This window comes from Desulfovibrio desulfopostgatei (genome assembly GCF_053570645.1).
Map to the genome: position 1 here is coordinate 2,552,487 of NZ_JBRBQS010000002.1, position 16,850 is coordinate 2,569,336.

General features: G+C 61.1%; 9 protein-coding genes. 4 read left to right on the forward strand and 5 right to left on the reverse strand.

All coding sequences use genetic code 11. From position 1 onward, the window contains the following. Positions 1–214 precede the first annotated feature (214 nt). The 4 genes from ppk1 (at position 215) to pbpC (ending at position 12,161) form a co-directional block, all read left to right on the forward strand. Positions 215–2,419 (forward strand): polyphosphate kinase 1, encoded by a 2,205-nt coding sequence (gene ppk1, locus ACUZ9Q_RS11310; RefSeq protein WP_300554563.1) that lies wholly within the window; start codon positions 215–217, stop codon positions 2,417–2,419. Positions 2,420–2,805: 386 nt separating this feature from the next. Then, complete coding sequence (locus ACUZ9Q_RS11315) at positions 2,806–3,726, forward strand: Ppx/GppA phosphatase family protein (protein ID WP_449247902.1); 921 nt, start codon at positions 2,806–2,808, stop codon at positions 3,724–3,726. Between the two features lie 322 nt (positions 3,727–4,048). Then, on the forward strand, positions 4,049–9,790 hold the full coding sequence (locus ACUZ9Q_RS11320) for an alpha-2-macroglobulin (protein ID WP_449247903.1): 5,742 nt from the start codon (positions 4,049–4,051) through the stop codon (positions 9,788–9,790). Beyond that, complete coding sequence (pbpC, locus tag ACUZ9Q_RS11325; protein WP_449247904.1) at positions 9,774–12,161, forward strand: penicillin-binding protein 1C; 2,388 nt, start codon at positions 9,774–9,776, stop codon at positions 12,159–12,161. The genes ACUZ9Q_RS11320 and pbpC overlap by 17 nt, the downstream gene beginning before the upstream one ends. Positions 12,162–12,220: 59 nt before the next feature. On the opposite strand, the gene mutM is transcribed toward pbpC, so the two are convergent. From mutM to ffh, 5 genes are all read right to left on the reverse strand, one after another. After that, on the reverse strand, positions 12,221–13,081 hold the full coding sequence (mutM, locus tag ACUZ9Q_RS11330) for a bifunctional DNA-formamidopyrimidine glycosylase/DNA-(apurinic or apyrimidinic site) lyase (RefSeq protein WP_449247905.1): 861 nt from the start codon (positions 13,079–13,081) through the stop codon (positions 12,221–12,223). 158 nt (positions 13,082–13,239) lie between these two features. Next, entirely contained in the window at positions 13,240–13,806 is a 567-nt protein-coding gene (rimM, locus tag ACUZ9Q_RS11335; protein ID WP_227118816.1) for a ribosome maturation factor RimM, read from the reverse strand. A 129-nt stretch (positions 13,807–13,935) separates the two neighbouring features. Then, on the reverse strand, positions 13,936–14,166 hold the full coding sequence (locus ACUZ9Q_RS11340) for a KH domain-containing protein (RefSeq protein ID WP_192113339.1): 231 nt from the start codon (positions 14,164–14,166) through the stop codon (positions 13,936–13,938). A 220-nt stretch (positions 14,167–14,386) separates the two neighbouring features. After that, on the reverse strand, positions 14,387–14,626 hold the full coding sequence (gene rpsP / locus ACUZ9Q_RS11345; protein WP_192113338.1) for a 30S ribosomal protein S16: 240 nt from the start codon (positions 14,624–14,626) through the stop codon (positions 14,387–14,389). A 124-nt stretch (positions 14,627–14,750) separates the two neighbouring features. Next, a complete protein-coding gene (ffh, locus tag ACUZ9Q_RS11350; protein ID WP_227118840.1) occupies positions 14,751–16,295 on the reverse strand; it encodes a signal recognition particle protein in 1,545 nt (514 codons plus the stop codon). Between the last annotated feature and the right edge of the window lie 555 nt (positions 16,296–16,850).

Genomic DNA, 16,850 nt, shown 5'->3' on the forward strand with positions numbered 1-16,850 from the left:
CGCGACACATACCTTGCAACACCCATCGGGGCGTCCGCCATGCAAAGGTGGACGCCCTTTTTATTGACGCGTGGCAAAAGCTGCAGAGCCTTGTCCGGCGCATCGGCAAATATGGGATTGCGCCACGCAATTGTAACAAATCCATCATACATAACAGTCGTAAGCGCGGGTAGTTATTGCCCTGATGGTTACGCCAATGCCACGGGAGTACACGATGAAGCCTTCGGCTGTTATGAACAACAGGGAACTGAGCTGGCTCAGCTTTAACGAACGAATATTGCAGGAAGCCCGCGACCACTCCACGCCGCTTATGCAGCGGCTGCGCTTTCTGGGTATTTTTTCCAGCAATCAGGACGAATTCATCAAGGTTCGCGTGGCTTCCCTTGTGCGACTTACCCGCTCCAAAAGCAAAATAAAGCCGCTGCTCATGGGCGGCTTGACCCCGGATGAAGCCTTGCAGCGCGTTAACGACAAGGCCGCCACCGCGCAAACGGCCTTTCGCGAAACCTACGAGGAAGTGCTGGACGCCATGGAGCACGAGGGCATACGCGTGCGTGATGAAACCGAACTCAGCGAAGGTCAGGATGCCTTTTGCCGGGGTTATTTCGGCAATGTGGTCTATCCACAGCTGGTGCCGCTTATTCTGAACAAATCCGCCCGGCTGCCCTTTCTGCAAGACAGCCAGATATACCATGCCGTCAAGATGGAATCAGACGCGGCCCCCGGCAAATGCCGCTATGCGGTGCTGCGCATCCCCGTCAACGCGGCCTGCCCGCGCTTTGTGGAAATGCCCTCGTCACCCGGCTGCCACGACATCATCTTTGTGGACGACATCATCAGGCTGTGTCTGAACAATATTTTCTTCATGTTCAACTACGACCGCATTTCCGCATACACCTTCAAGGTAATGCGCGATGCGGAACTGAGCCTTGACGACGACGTGTCCAAAAGCCTCATTGAAAAAATGGAAGAAGGGTTGGAGCACCGCCTGCGGGGCCGCCCCGTGCGCCTTATCTACGACAGCGCCATGCCAGAAGACCTGCTCTTTCTGCTGGCCTCAAAGCTCAACCTCAAGAAAAGCGAGCTTGACCCTGGCGCGCGCTACCATATGATGCGCAGCCTCATGAACTTTCCGCGCGTGCGGCCCGATCTGGAAAACGCCGTCATGCCCGCCCTCACCCATCCGGATATCAAACCATTTTCCAGCATTCTCAAGGTGGTGCGCAACAAGGATATTCTGCTGCACTTTCCCTACCACACATTCAATCATGTGGTGGAATTTCTGTGCGAGGCGGCCATCGACCCCAAGGTGACGGATATTTCCATCACCCTGTACCGCACGGCAGACCATTCGCGTATCATCAATGCCCTTATAAATGCGGCGCAGAACGGCAAAAGGGTTACGGCCTGCGTAGAGCTCATGGCCCGCTTTGATGAAGAGCGCAATGTCAAAAGCATCGACATGCTGCATCAGGGCGGAGTGCGCGTTATCCACGGCCTCAAGGACCTCAAGGTACACAGCAAGGTCATTCTTGTGGAGCGCATCGAGGGCAGCAAAAAAACAGGCTATGTCTACATCGGCACCGGCAACTTCAATGAAGATACGGCGCGGCTGTACAGCGACATGGGGCTGCTGACAGCCAATCCCGGATTTGCGGAAGACGCCCGCACCATCTTCAATTTTCTCAATGCCTCGCACAAGCCGGTTTCGTGCCGGGAGCTGGTGGCGGCCCCCCAGTGCATGCGCGCCTTTTTCACCAACGCCATCGAGCGCGAAATACGCAATGCCAAAGCCGGAAAAAAGGCGTACATCCACGTAAAACTCAACAGCCTTACCGATGAATCCATGATCCGGCTGCTTTACCGCGCCAGCAAGGCCGGGGTGGAAATACGCCTTATTGTGCGCAGCGCCTGCTGCCTCAAGCCGCAGGTTCAGGATCTGAGCGAAAATATCCGGGCCATCAGCATTGTGGACAAATTTCTCGAGCATGCGCGCATTGCGCTCTTTTGCAACAACGGCAGTGAACTGGCCTACATTTCAAGCGCCGACTGGATGCCCCGCAATCTTGACCGCAGGCTGGAGGTGGCGGCACCTGTCCACTGCCCGGCCCTGCGCCAGAATCTGCGGGATATTTTTGACATCCAGTGGGCGGACAACGTCAAGGCCCGCATTCTTGACGGCACCGGGGTCAACAAATACAGCAAGGGCGAATCCGTGGCCCCCTGCCGCTCGCAAACGGTGCTGCACGAATATTACAGCCGCATGGCCGCCCGCCCTGCGGCAGATGCGCCTGCTGCCCAGCCCCCAACCAGCCGAGGCAAGAAGGAGCGGACGCCCGCTGCCAAAAGCCGAAGGCCCGCGCGCAAGCCCCCCTCCGCAGTGCAGGGTGATATGGCTGACGCACTGACCGAAACCTAGAGTGGATTATCCTTCAATGGATTTACTGCCGTACGCGGATTATGAAAACAATCCGCACTCTGGACGGTTGCACGGCGATACCGCCTTGCGGACAGGCAGATTCGGCATAATGATGCTCTGGAGACGCAGGCTTTTCCGCACGCTCCGCCCCCAAAAACCAGTGTATATTCCTGCGGTTTTGGTGTAGTCTTGCCGAACCGTGCCTCAGGGCGTGCGGTAACCACCACAAGGCATTCCACACCCTGCCGCAAGAGCAGTTTACGAATGAAGTGAGTTAACTGCTCTGCAAGGATTTTTCTAAAAATTCTTGCCGCGAAATACGCGCAGGCAGGTTTTGCCTGCCGTAAGCGAGTATTTCAAGTGTTAAATGCTCTAGAGGAGACCGAGTGAAACCCAGCATGCTTGCCGCAATTGACGTGGGCTCCAATGCCATACGCTTTCTCATCAGCAATGTTGAAGAGCTGAGCCCCGACAAGCCAGTCAAAAAAAATGCCTACCTTCGCATTCCCATTCGCCTTGGGACGGATGTTTTCCTTTACGGGGCCATCTCTGAACAAAAGCAGGCCGCCTTTGTGGACGCCATGATCGGCGTTGCCCACATCATGCGGGCCTACGGGGTTGACCACTACCGCATCTGCGCCACCAGCGCCATGCGCGATGCCGCCAACGGTCAGGACATCATGAATCTGGTACGCGAAAAAACAGGCCTGCGCATTGATATCATCAGCGGGCTTGAAGAAGCGCAGATTCTCTTTAACGCCAACGCCCTCACCAGATATACCGATGTGGACAGCGCTCTGTATGTGGATGTGGGCGGCGGCAGCACAGAGGTGGTCGCCCTGCGCGCTGGCAAGCTGCAAGAGGCTTTTTCCTTTCAGCTCGGCACGGTGCGCATTCTCGCCAATGCGGTGAACCCGGCGGAACGAGAACGCTTTGCCACAGAAATGCGTAGACTGGGCGAAACCTATGCGCCGGAATGCGTCATTGCCTCTGGCGGCAACATCAACAAGGTTTCAAAACTGCTCGAAAAGCGGGACGGCAAGCCCGTTGGCGCGCCGGAACTGCGCGCCCTGTACAAGGATCTGCTGGCCCTGCCGCTGGAAGGCCGCATGGAAAAATACGGACTCAACGCCTACCGCGCGGACGTTATTGTTCCGGCACTGGATATATTCCTCGGCGTAGTCGACATGTCGGGCGCAAAGCAGCTTGTCATACCCAAGATAGGCCTTGTGGACGGCATCATCCGCCATATGTGGCTCAATGCGGACAGCCTTGAAGACCGGGCCTGCCCCGTGCTGGCGCACTAGGCCGACACGCGGCCTCAACACACGAGGCTGCCGCGATTCCGCACATGTTTTGTGTGCACAGATCGCTTGCAACACAGCCCACTGCCTGCACGCTTTTCATCTCTCGCCGACTGCGCCTCCCCCCGGCGCGATCTGGCAGCCCCCGCCCCTGTTTCATGACCGCCGTAGACAAATAGTGCCGAATCCGGCATTCATAGCATAGCACCTGTTAACGCGTAGCGTTAGCGGGCGCTTCCTTCATAATTCCACCTGTTTTGCAGCGCTCCGGGCCATGCGGGCACCGGATTTTCGCTCCTGCCCTTTACCGCACTGCGGAGGAATCATGCCGACAACGCCACTGCGTTTCCTGCTCATAATTCTGGCCGTTTTTCTGCAAGCCGCTCCTGCTCTGGCCGGGCCTGCCTACCGGGTGGCCGCGCCCAGCAATCCGCAGGAGGACAACTGGCTGCGCCGCGAAGGGTTTTCCATAACTTTTCAGGTGGATGAAGCCCGCTGCAAAAAAGAATACGGCGCGGACTGGTCGCGCCAATGCGCCTCTTCCCCCGCTGGGGAGGAAGGCCGCGTTGTGGATGGCGTGCGCATGACCCCACCCGTGGCTGGCGTGTGGCGCTGGGTTGACGACTCCACCATGGAATTCACCCCCAAGGAGCACTTGTCGCCCGACACCCGCTACACCATTTCGCTGGAAAAAATGGCCTTGCCGGGGCGATTCTCTCTCAAGCGACAGGCCGTGTATGCCACCCAGCCCCAGGCCGTGCGCGTTGGCAAGGAAACCTTCTGGATTGATCCCTCCCCCAAGGGGGCGCATGCGGTTTCCGTCCCCTTGCGCTTCATCTGGCCCGTGGGCACGCAGGATATGGATGGCCGAATCACTATCGCTCCCAGCGATGCAAAAAGCGGCCTTGCACTTGGCGCACCCCGCCTTGTGTGGAACGAACGCCGCGACGAGGTGGTCGTCACCGCGCCCGTAACCGCCCTGCCGGATAACAACGCCGCCGCCCGCATCAGCATCAAGGGTTTGCCCGCCTTTGCCGAAGGCTCGGGCAAGTGCGTGGTTGTCGCGCCCAAGAAGGACGCCAAGGCTCCGCCGAGCGTGGAGGCCCTCTTCTCCATCACCGGGCGGGCGCGCCTGATGGATGTGGCTAAAATTACCATTAATCCCGTCTATGACGACAAGCTGGACAAAAAATTCCAGCTCGAGGTTAAAACCACACTGCGCGTCCTGCCTACAGAGCTGCTGCGCAAGCTTGAGCTTATCCAGTTGCCCCGCAAGCTCACCGCCGAAGCCGGGAAAGACGCTGACTGGACAAAAATGCCCGCCATCAGCCCTGATGACGTTAAAAACGGCACGCGCCTCAAGCCGGAGCTGATGCAGGCCGCCGATGAACCGGCAGACCGTATTTTGCTGCGCATTCCCGCAGAGGCCGGGCGCGGTCTGCTGGCTGCCGTGGACAAGGGCCTGCCCTCCACCGCAGGGCCGGAAACAGCCCAGGTTCGCCGCTTTATCATGACAGTCCCCTCCCTCGGCACCGAAGTGGGCTTTTTGCAGCCCGGCAACGTACTGACCCTGAGCGGGCAGAAAAAGCTGGATATTTACGCCACGGGTCTTACCTCCGTGGCCTGGCGCGCCGAGCGCGTCCGCGATCCATTTCTGGCCCTTGCCGCAAAAGAATCGGGGTTTGAGTATCCCACGGCAGACATGGACGTCATGAGCGATGTGGTGGAAGGCCGCATTGAAGTACGCAAGGAACAGGCAGGCGCTTCTTCCTTTCCCGTGCTTGATCTGGCCCCGCTGCTGCGAGGCGGCAAGGAGCCGGTGCACGGCCTCATGCGCATAGAGCTGACCGGATACAACGGCGATAAATCCATTGCCTATGCTGCTCGCCTGCTGCTGGTTACAGATATGGGCCTGACGGTTAAAATGGCGGGAGACGGAGCGCGCACGGTCTTTGTGCAACATCTGGGCACTGGTCAGCCCGTGCAGGGCGCGGAAGTGCGTCTGCTGGGCCTTAACGGTTTACCCCTGCAAAGCGCCGTCACCAACGCGCAGGGCCGCGCCGACCTGCCGCCCGCCAATGGCCTTGAACGCGAAAAACGCCCCGTGGCCGTGGTGGCTCTGGCCCCCGCAGCCGGAAAAAACGCCGATGCCAGCAAGGACGCTGGCCCGCAGGATCTGGCATGGCTCTCGCTGGACGATGCCACCCGCATGGTGGATTACAGCAACTTTGCCATTTCTGGCCGCCACACCTCGGCGGATGGCCTCAGCGCCTCGGTTTTCAGCCAGCGCGGCATCTACCTGCCGGGCGAGACCCTGCATTTTGGCTGCATTGTGCGGCGGTTTGACTGGCAGCCCATGCCCGCCGGGCTGCCGCTGGAGGCAGTGCTGGTCAGCCCCACCGGGGCGGAGGTCATGCGCCGCGCCTTTACCGTGGGCGAAGACGGTCTGAATTCCTTTGACTGGGCCTGCCCCGAAGATGCAGCCGTTGGCTCATACCAGCTTGATGTGCGCCTGCCGGGGGACACTACCCGATCCGGCGCTTCGCCCGTGCTGGGCAGCACCCGTGTACGCGTTGAAGAATTCCAGCCCGACACTCTGGCCCTTGCGGCCTCGTTTACGCCCGCAGCGCCCAAGGGCTGGATACGCACCGGGCAGGACGCTCCGGCCGTGGAAGCGCAGGCGCGGCTGGATAATCTGTATGGCGAACCTGCGGCCAATCACCGCGTTCAAGCGACCCTGCGCACGGAAAAAAGCCGCCTGCACTTTGCAGGCTACGAAGACTATACATTCTATGAGCCTGCGGGCTTTGAAGGCGAAGGCCAGTCTCTGGAACTGCCTGCGGCCTTTACAGACAGCAAGGGCATAGCCGCCTTTGCCCTGCCTCTGGGCAGGTTGCAGGCCGGTACCCTGCGCGGGGCCGTGCAGATAGAAGGCTTTGAGCCTGCGGGCGGCAGGGCTGTTACCCGCCAGCTTGATGCGCTGTTCTCGCCTCTGGCGGTGGCACTTGGCTACAAGCCCGAAGGCGAGGTCAACAACCTTGACTATATCCCGCAAAACGCCAAGGCCTCCCTGCGCCTGCTGGTGCTGAACAACGACCTTGCGCCTGTCACGCTTGCCAAGGCCGAAGCAGTCTTTTCCGCCCGGCGCTACGTCAACAGCCTGGTGACGGATTCCAGAGGCGAATACCGCTACGATGCCACGCCCGTTGATACGGAACTGACGCGCAAAACCCTTGATCTCGGCGCGCAGGGCCTCTCCCTGCCCTTGCCCACCACGGATGCGGGCGATTTTCTGCTCACCGTGCGGCAGCCAGACGGGGCAGTGCTGGCGGTCATTCCCTACACGGTGGCTGGCGACAGGCTTGCCCAGCCTTCGGCACTTTCCACCGAATCCCTTGCCAAGGGCGATCTGCGCCTCAAGCTCGACAAGCAGCAGTACGCCCCCGGCGACACCATCAAGATGCGCATTTCCACGCCCTATGCGGGCGCAGGCCTCATCACCATTGAACGCGAAAACGTGCTGGCTCAGGCATGGTTCACGGCGCAGGCTGGTGAAAGCGTGCAGGAAATCCGCATTCCCGCCGATTTTCAGGGTCGGGGCTACGTGAACGTTTCCTACGCCCGTTCGCTGGATTCGGACGTGGTCTACATGAAACCGCATGTGGTCGCCGTGGCTCCCTTTATGGCGGGCATTGACCAGCGCGATCTGGGCCTTGCCCTCACCGCCCCGGCGCGCGCCTTGCCGGGCGATACCGTCACCGTGCGGCTTACCTCACGGGTGCCGGGCCGCGCACTGATCTTTGCCGTGGATGAAGGCGTGCTGCAACTCACTGGCTTTACCACGCCAGACCCGTTGCGCGATCTTTTGGGCGACCGGGCGCTGGATGTGAGCACCGCCCAGATATTTGACCTGCTCATGCCCGACCATGCGCGCCTGCGCGGGCGCATTCCCGGTTTCGGCGGCGACATGTCCGGCCCCGGCGGGCGCTTCCTCAATCCTTTCAAACGCAGGGGCGAGCCGCCCTTTGCCCTGTGGCAGGAAATTGTGCCCGTGGACGCCAAGGGTACTGAGGTGCGCTTTACCGTACCGCAGTATGCCAGCGGCAAAATCCGCATCATGGCCGTGGGCAGCGCCGCGCCCAGGCAGGGCATTGCCCTGGCGGGCAGAACAGAGGCTTCCATGGAAGTGCGCGGCACGCTTATTCTCAAGCCCTTGCTGCCGCTGGCAGCCGCCCCCGGCGACGAGTTTGACGGCGCGCTGGTTGTGGCCAACACCATTGAAGGCAGCGGCCCCGGCGCGCGGGTGCGCGTGAAGATGGAAAGCGCCTCCGGCGGGCTGGCCTTTGCTCAGGAACCCGCACCCCAAACCGTGACCGTGGATGAAAACGGCGAGGCAACCATCAACTTCCGCATGCGGGCGCAGGATATCCTTGGCGAAGCCGCCGTGCGCTTTACCGCAAGCCTTGAAAACCCCAAGGCAGACAAAGCCGGGCCAGACAACATCGGGGCAGACAAGCCCATCATTCGCACGCAGACGGTATCCATACGCCCGCCCATGCCGCGTCTGCGCACGGAGAGCGTTACCCCGCTGCGCGGCCCCACAAGCGTTGACGTGCAGCGCAACCTGTATCCTTTTGAAGCTCAGGGGCAGGCCAGCGTGGGCGCTATGCCCGTGCTTGCCCTGCGTTCCCTGCTTGCAAGGTTGAACACCTACCCTTACGGCTGCACGGAGCAGCTCATCAGCCGAGCCATGCCCTACGCCGCCCTGCTGGGTTCGCCCGAGGCACGGCACGAGGTCTTGCGCAATCCCAACCTCAGCCCCGAAGCCATGCTCAAGCGCGGCAACAAGGTCATCAGCGCCGCATTGAGCGCCATCATGGGCAACTTTACCCAGTATGAAGGGGTAAGCCTGTGGCCCGGCGGCACGGCCAACGACTTTGTCACCGCCTACGCGGCGGACTTTCTGCTGACCCTGCGGGACAGCGGAACCGTCACGCCCGAAGGGCTTTCGCACAACCTGCTCGATACCCTTGAATCCATTGTGGGCCGCTCGCCCACAGACATGGCCGATGCCCGCGTCAAGCTCTACGGAGCCTGGATTCTGCAACGTGATGGCCGCATCATGACTCAGGATCTGGAGCGCATCGAGCAGTGGCTCAAGGACAACTTCAAGGGATGGGAAAACGACATAGCCGCCGCCTTTCTGGCGGACAGCTACGATATGCTGCGCCTGCGGCGCAGGGCCGAACAGCGCATGCCTGCGGCACTCACCCGCTGCGATGACGAATTCATGAGCAATGGCGCAGTCCAGGCGCTGCATGCCCTTATGGTGGTGCGTCACTTCCCGGAAAAGAAAAAACAACTGCGCATGGCCGACCTGCTGGACAGCGCCTTCAGCACCAACGCCACCACTGTGGATATGGGCCTTGGGGCCAGAACCCTGCTGGCCATGGGTGAAGCAACAGCCCTTAAGGCGGACAGCCTCAGCCTGACCTGCCAGCAGTACGCGCAGGGCTTTACCCCGGCAGAGGGCAAGGCGTCGCCCCTTGGCGGAGCGCTTGTTCTTGATGCGCCGGGCTGCACCCGCTACCGCGTCGAAATGCCGCAGAGCGAGCCCTTGCTCAGCCTGCTGGTAACTACAGAAGGTTTTGACCGCGCGGTCATGAGCGATGCTTCCAATGGCATCAGCCTGCAAAGGCGCTACCTTGATTCCAAAGGCGAGGCCATTACCACGGCCAGACTTGGTGATGTCATCACTGTTGAGCTGGCGATTCAGGCCAGCGGAGAAATCAACAACGTTGTGTTGCTGGATCTGCTGCCCGGCGGCTTTGAACCCGTGTTGGAAAAGAACGGGCAAAATCAGCCGCAGGACGGGCTGGTGCGCTACGAACGCCGCGAAGACAGAGGCATCTTCTTTGTGGATCTGAACGGCGACCGCCAGACCTTTACCTACAAGGTGCGGGCGGCCTCCAGAGGGCGCTTTGTGCTGCCCGCAGCCACTGCGGAAGCCATGTACAACCCGGCTGTAAACGCCCGCACGGGCGGCGGTAATGTCACTGTCGAATAAGCTTCTGGCCCGGTTCCGTATGGCTTTGCCGCTTGTGCGGAACCGGGCTGCCCATATGCCAGACGCCTTTTGCGCCCTGTTGCGGCGCAGAAGGCGTCTGGCACTTGCCGCAGGCGTGCTGGCTCTACCGCTAACGGCTCTTTTGCTCTGGCTGGCCTTTGCTCCCTGCCCGCACCCGCTGGCGGGTGTGGAATTCTCGCGCATGGTGCTGGACAAACGCGGCGGCATCATGCGGGTCAGCCTTTCCGCCGATCAGAAATACCGCATCCGCACACGGCTGGCGGATATTCCCCCTGCTGCCGTGGATACTGTTCTGCGCTACGAAGACAGATTCTTCTGGCACCACCCCGGCATCAATCCCCTTTCGCTCTTCCGTGCTGCCGCAGGCATCGTGACGGGTGGCCGCCGCATGGGCGGCTCCACCATCACCATGCAGGTGGCCCGGCTGGCATACGGGCTGGAAACCGGGAAAATGAAGGCCAAGCTGCGGCAGATGCTGCTGGCCCTGCAACTGGAATGGCACTATAGCAAGGAAGAAATCCTCGAGGCCTATTTCAACCTTGCGCCCTACGGCGGCAATGTGGAGGGTCTGGGCGCGGCGGCGGTGTGCTATTTTCACAAAACAGCCGCCCAGCTTGCCCCTGCGGAAAGCGCCGCCCTTATGCTGGTGCCGCAAAACCCCTCCCGCCGCAGACCGGCCCGCGACAACAAGGCCTTCAGCCAGGCCGTGCGCAGGCTCAACGAAACGTGGTTCGGCAAAAAGGAATCCGCTCCTCTGCGCGTCTACGGCCCGCAGGACATGCCCTTCATCGCGCCGCATCTCAGCACCGAGCTGCTGCAACGCCCCGGCGCAGACATACTGCGCACAACGCTGGATACCACGGCCCAACGCCGCATAGAGCGCCAGCTTGCCCGTTTTGCAGCGCGGCACAGTGCCTACGGCCTCACCAACTGCGCGGCCCTGCTGCTGCACTGGCCCAGCATGGAAGTGCGTGCCCTGGCAGGATCCGCCGATTTTTTCAACAAATCCATTGAAGGGCAGGTGGATGGCACTCGCGCGCGGCGGTCGCCCGGTTCCACCCTCAAGCCCATGATCTACGCCCTTGCTCTGGAGCAGGGCCTCGTCCATCCGCAAAGTCTGCTGGCAGACACGCCGCACAGCTTTGCAGGCTATGATCCGGAAAATTATGACGGCGCGTTCCGTGGCCCCCTTTCTGCAGCAGAAGCCCTGCGCGCCAGCCGCAACGTGCCCGCCATAACCCTCGCAGCCAAACTGACCCGCCCGAGCCTGTACGAATTTTTGCGCCGCGCCGGAGTGGAGTTTGCCGATGGCGCAGACCACTACGGTCTGTCGCTGGTGCTTGGCGGGGCGGAAGTGAGCATGCGTGAACTGGCGGGGCTGTATGCCATGCTTGCCAACAAGGGCGTATGGCGGCCCCTGCGTTTTCTATCGGACGAAGCGCCGTCAGCGCCCGCCCTGCCCCTGCTGACGCCGGAGGCGGCCTTTGTGACCCTGACCATGCTTGAAGCGCCAGACCCGGACAAGATGGCCCGCTCGCAGGGCGGCGCAGTGCTGCCCGTGCGGCTTAAAACCGGCACGTCCAACGGCTTTCGGGATGCCTGGGCCGTGGGGCAGTTCGGCCCCTACGTGCTGGCCGTGTGGGTGGGCAATTTCAACAATACCGCCAATCCACTGCTGGTGGGCGGCATGGTGGCAGCGCCGCTGTTTATGGATATGGCCCGCGAGCTGGCGGCGGCGGAACCCATGACAGACCCTTTCCGCGATCCGGCCCCCAGCCTCAATGTGGAAAAACTGCGCGTCTGCGTGGCAACGGGCGACCTTGATACGTCCCTCTGCCCGGAAACCACCCTCACATGGTTCATCCCCGGAGTGTCGCCGGTAGCGCCGTCGGGCGTGTTCCGCACTATCCTGATAGACAAGGCCAGCGGTCTGCGGGCATGCGCCCCGCAGGATGGCCGCACGGAGCAGCGCGTATGGGAGTTCTGGCCCAGCGATCTGGCCCGCATGTTTGCCCGCGCGGGCATGCCCAAACCGCCGCCACCGCCATTTGAAGAGCAGTGTCGCCGCGAGCAGAAAATATCCGGTCAGCCGCCCACCATCATTCAGCCCAAGAGCGGACTTGTTTACCGCCGCACAGCGGACGCGCAAAATGGCAGCATGGTTTTTATGGCCCATACCGAGGCAGGCGTGAACGAACTGTTCTGGTTTGCCAACGATAGCTATGTGGGCAGCACCGCACCGGGAGAACCGCTGCTCTGGCAGGCCACTACAGGCGATGTGAGCGTAAGGGTGGTGGACGATGCGGGCCGGGCGGCACGGCGCAATATTCGCGTGAGACCTGCTCCCTAAGGGCGGGTAGTTTGACGGTCGGCAGTGTTGCGGGGAAAAAAGCAACTGCTCGCAAACCGCTACTTCTGGCAGTGGGGGCAGTACACGGTGGCGCGGCCCGCCACCTTGATTTTCTCAAGAGCGCGGCCACAGGCCTTGCAGGCCTGCCCGTTGCGGCCATAGACGGCAAAGCTGTTCTGAAAAGCGCCCACATTACCGTTGGCATCGCGGTAATCGCGTATGGAGCTGCCGCACTGCGATATGGAAAGCTCCAGCACATCCTTGAGGCAGCGCAGCAAGCGGCTACGCTGGGCTGCGGAGAGCGAGGCGGCCTTGCGGCGCGGGTCGATGCCTGCGGCAAACAGGCTTTCGTCCGCATAGATATTACCTACGCCCGCTATGACCTTCTGATCCAGCAACACGGCCTTGATGGCCGAATTTTTGCCTTCAAGCCGGGCGGAAAAGGCGGCGTCCGTCAGTTCCAGCGGCTCGGGGCCAAGCTCCCGCCAGAAGCTCCACTGCTGCATTGTTTGCGGGGTTCCTGCCAGCAGCAGGCCAAAGGCCCGCACATCATCAAAAAAAAGACGGCGTTCCTGCCCCTGCGCGTCCGTCAGGTCAAACACGCAGCGCGTATGCAGACCGGGCGCGGTATGGGCGGCATAGGTCATGAGGCGGCCCGTCATGCGCAGGTGCAGGGCAAGGCGCAGACCGGCTGCGCCGCGCAGGTCTGCCCTGGCAGCCTTGGCGGCGTCCAGCTCAAGCAGCAGCAGTTTGCCCCGCCTGCCCACGCCAGTGATGACGCAGCCCCGCAAATCCTCGGGCCGCAGGCTCAAGGGGTGCAGGCTTGAATCACGCAGCAGGGTTGCGCCCGTGATGGCGCAGCCTTCCACATGGGGGCGCAAGGTGCGCGCCACAGTTTCGACTTCTGGCAATTCCGGCATGATCATTCCTGTGTGCGGCTGGCGGTGCGTAAACGACTACAGGGGAAGAACCTTCCGCCGAAAGTTCCTCCCCCGTTCCTGTGCGGCTCATGCCGCGCAATCAAATCTTGCCCGCCAGAGCAGCAGAAAACCTTGCGGCGCACAGCCTGCGCCGTGCCTTAACTGTTTTCTGTATTGTCCTCTGGCTTGCTCTCGGCCTTGCTCTCGGCAAGATAAATATCCAGCAGGCCTTCGGGCGGGTCAATGACCACAGCGGGAATTTCCAGATCAAAACCCGCAATAAATTCAGGCCGCGCGGGGAAGAGCACTTCCTTGTCGTCATCGGTCATGATGACCCACATTTCAAGGCCCGCGGGGTACTCAAAATGGTCGAGCCTGCCGATGCGGGCACCATCCGGCAGCACCACGTCGCAGTCGAGCAGATCTTCCAGATAGACCTCGTCGTCATCTGGCTCCGGCAGATCTTCGCGCCGCACAAACAGCTTGCAGCCGCGCAGGGCTTCTGCCGCTGTGCGGTCGGCCACGCCCTCAAGCAGGAGCAGGGGCCGCTCCTTGTGGCTGCGCACAGCCGCAATCTTGACACGGCGCGGCGCGTCCTTGCCCTTCTGCAGCCAGAGGGGGGTATCCAAAAGCAAGGGGGAGTCCGCATGCCAGTCGATGCAGATCTCCCCTTTGATGCCGTGGGGCCGCGCCAGCGTACCCATATGAATCCAGGTTTCCGTCATACTTCCAGTTCTGCCGGGTTTCCGGCGGGCTGAGGCGTAACTGCAATGCCAGGCATTGCAGCAGGCGGAACCGGGTTTTTCCCATTCCCCGTTTCCGTCAGGAAACAAAGGCCTGGAAAGAACGCGGCGCTACTCCAGAATTTCCAGCACTGTGCGTTTTTTACACTTGATGGAAGCGGCGCTCAGAATGGTGCGCATGGCCCTGGCCGTGCGCCCCTGCTTGCCGATAACCTTGCCCAGGTCCTCTTTGGCGACCTTGAGCTCAAGAACCGTCGTCTGCTCGCCTTCTACTTCGCTGACTTGCACTTCTTCGGGATTATCCACCAGGGATTTGGCAATGTATTCTATCAGGGCCTTCATGTGTACCTCCAGTGGGGGTCAGCCAGTGGGCCTCGGGCGCGCCAAGCGCGCCCCCGGCTCAAACGGGGCCTGCTTGCAGACCACCGCCGGTTCTGATGAACCGGGACAGATATTGCCTGAGCTTTCCCAAAAAACAGCCAGCAGCAAAGTTCTCCTTCAGGGCATGCCTGAAAGAGATTTGCCGTAGGCTCTGCGCTGCCGCAAAGATAAGCCCAATAAACTAGCCCAGGTGCTCTTTGATAAGAGCGCGCACGGTGTTGGTGGGCTCAGCGCCGCGACCCAGCCATTCCTTGATCTTGGCGGCATCAAGCTTCACTTCAGCCGGATTGACCATGGGATTGTAGTAGCCCAGGAATTCCAGCGGACGGCCATCACGACGGGTTTCGTCATTTGCGGCCACCACACGGTAGAAGGGGTGCTTCTTGCTGCCGAGGCGGGTCAATTTCAACTTTACTGCCATGAGTCCAACTCCCTTTGATTGATGTTATGTTAGCGTTGCGCCCGGGAAAGGGCAAGGGCGGGAAGCCCTGGCGCAAAGAGATTCATCGCCGCGCGTGGCGGCGCTCCTTGCCCCGTAAATATTGTTACTTTTTCTTGCGCTTGGGGCGCTCTTTTTTCTTGCGCTTTTTGGGCGCAGCCTTGGTTGCGCCAGCGCGAGCGCCGGGCATACCTTCCATGCCGGGCATTCCAGGCATTCCACCCATTCCCGGCATGCCGGGCATTCCGCCCATGCCGCCAAGATTAGGCATACCGCCAAGCCCCTTGGGCAGGTTCATGCCTGGGGGCATGCCGCGCATGCGCGGCATGGCGGGCATTTTGGCGCCCTTGCCGCCCATCATGCCCTTCATCATCTGGCGCATCTGCTCAAACTGGCGCACAAGCTGGTTGACCTGGGCGACAGTTACGCCTGCGCCCTTTGCTATGCGCGCCCTGCGGCTGCCGTTGAGGATGTCGGGATTGCGGCGTTCAGCCATGGTCATGGAACTGATGATAGCCTCAGTGCGCGCCATTTCCTTTTCAGGCATGGCCCCGCTGGCCTCGGCCAGCTTGTCGCGCAGGCCGCCCATGCCGGGGATCATTTTAAGGATGCTGTCGAGCGAGCCGAGTTTTTTTATACGGCGCATCTGAGTGCGAAAATCTTCAAGATCAAAGCTGGCCTTCTTCATCTTGAGGGCCAGTTCTTCGGCTTCTTCTGCGTTGATGGCGCTCTGCGCCTTTTCAACCAGGGTGAGCACATCGCCCATGCCGAGGATGCGGCCAGCGATACGGTCGGGGTGGAAGACTTCCATCTCCGACAGTTTTTCGCCCATGCCCACAAACTTGACAGGCGCGCCCGTAACCGAGCGGATGGAGAGAGCAGCGCCGCCGCGCGCATCGCCGTCCATCTTGGTGAGCACCACACCGGTGATGCCGAGGCGCTCGTTAAAGCTTTCGGCCACGGTCACGGCGTCCTGACCGGTCATGGCGTCTGCAACAAACAGAATTTCCTGCGGCTGCACGGCCTGCTTGATGGCGGCCAGCTCCTGCATGAGCGGCTCGTCCACATGCAGGCGGCCCGCAGTGTCGATCAGCAGCACGGTGGCCTGCTCTTCGCGGGCTTTTTCAAGCGCGGCCTTGGCAATGTCCACGGGATTCATGTCCACCGTGGAGGGGAAGCAAGGCATGTCGAGCTGCTTGGCCAGCACGGTCAGCTGGTCAATAGCCGCCGGGCGGTAAACGTCGGCAGGCACAAGATAGGGACGCAGCTTCTGCTTGCGCAGAATATTGGCGATCTTGCCCGCAGAGGTCGTCTTACCAGAGCCCTGCAAGCCCACAAGCATGATGACCGCAGGTTCGCGCCCTTGCAGATTCAGCCCGGCGGTTTCGCCGCCAAGCAGCTGCACAAGTTCATCGTTAACAATCTTGATGACTTGCTGGGCAGGGCTCACGCCCTTGAGCACCTCTTGCCCCAGGCACTTTTCGCGCACGCTTTCCACAAAGTCTTTAACGACCTTGAAGTTGACGTCCGCCTCAAGCAGGGCAAGGCGCACCTCGCGCAGGCCAGCCTGCACATTTTCTTCGGTAAGCTGCCCGCGCCCGCTGAATGTGCGGAATACGCCTGAAAGTCTGTCGGAAAGGCTCTCGAACATGAAGTCCCCATTGCGCCGCAGCCTCGCGGCGAAAAAATCGGCGCTCTCGCGCCCGCCCTGCGCCAGCCGCTGTTCACACAGTGCAGCCGCGCATTGGTCGAAGTGCTGATTCATAGGCTGTTTGATGCACCACGTCAAGCCTTAGGCGCAGAATGCCCGCGCGAAGCCCGGCTTTTCAGAGGGCCGCCTGCTGAGCCGCACCATACAACACACGGCGGGCCTCTTGCAAATTTTCGCTAAAAGCTGTACGCCGCCAGCACCCCATTGAACTACAGCAGAGCGCCACGCCCTGCCGCAATTCAATGCTACCAGCCGCGCCACACTGTGGCATACTGCGGCATACCCAAGCGGATTGACACAAAAACCAGTAGCCAAGGGCGCAGTACCGCCCTTACATGCCTCTGATTTCTGGTCGCGCTGACTTTACCTTCACCCAGCGGCGCACACACGATTGCCTGCTGACGCGCCCCGCCAAGTCGGCTTTGCACAGTCAGCACAAGCACCGCCCGGACGTAAAGCACGCCTTCATGCTTTAGCGCTGAAACCGCCACCGGC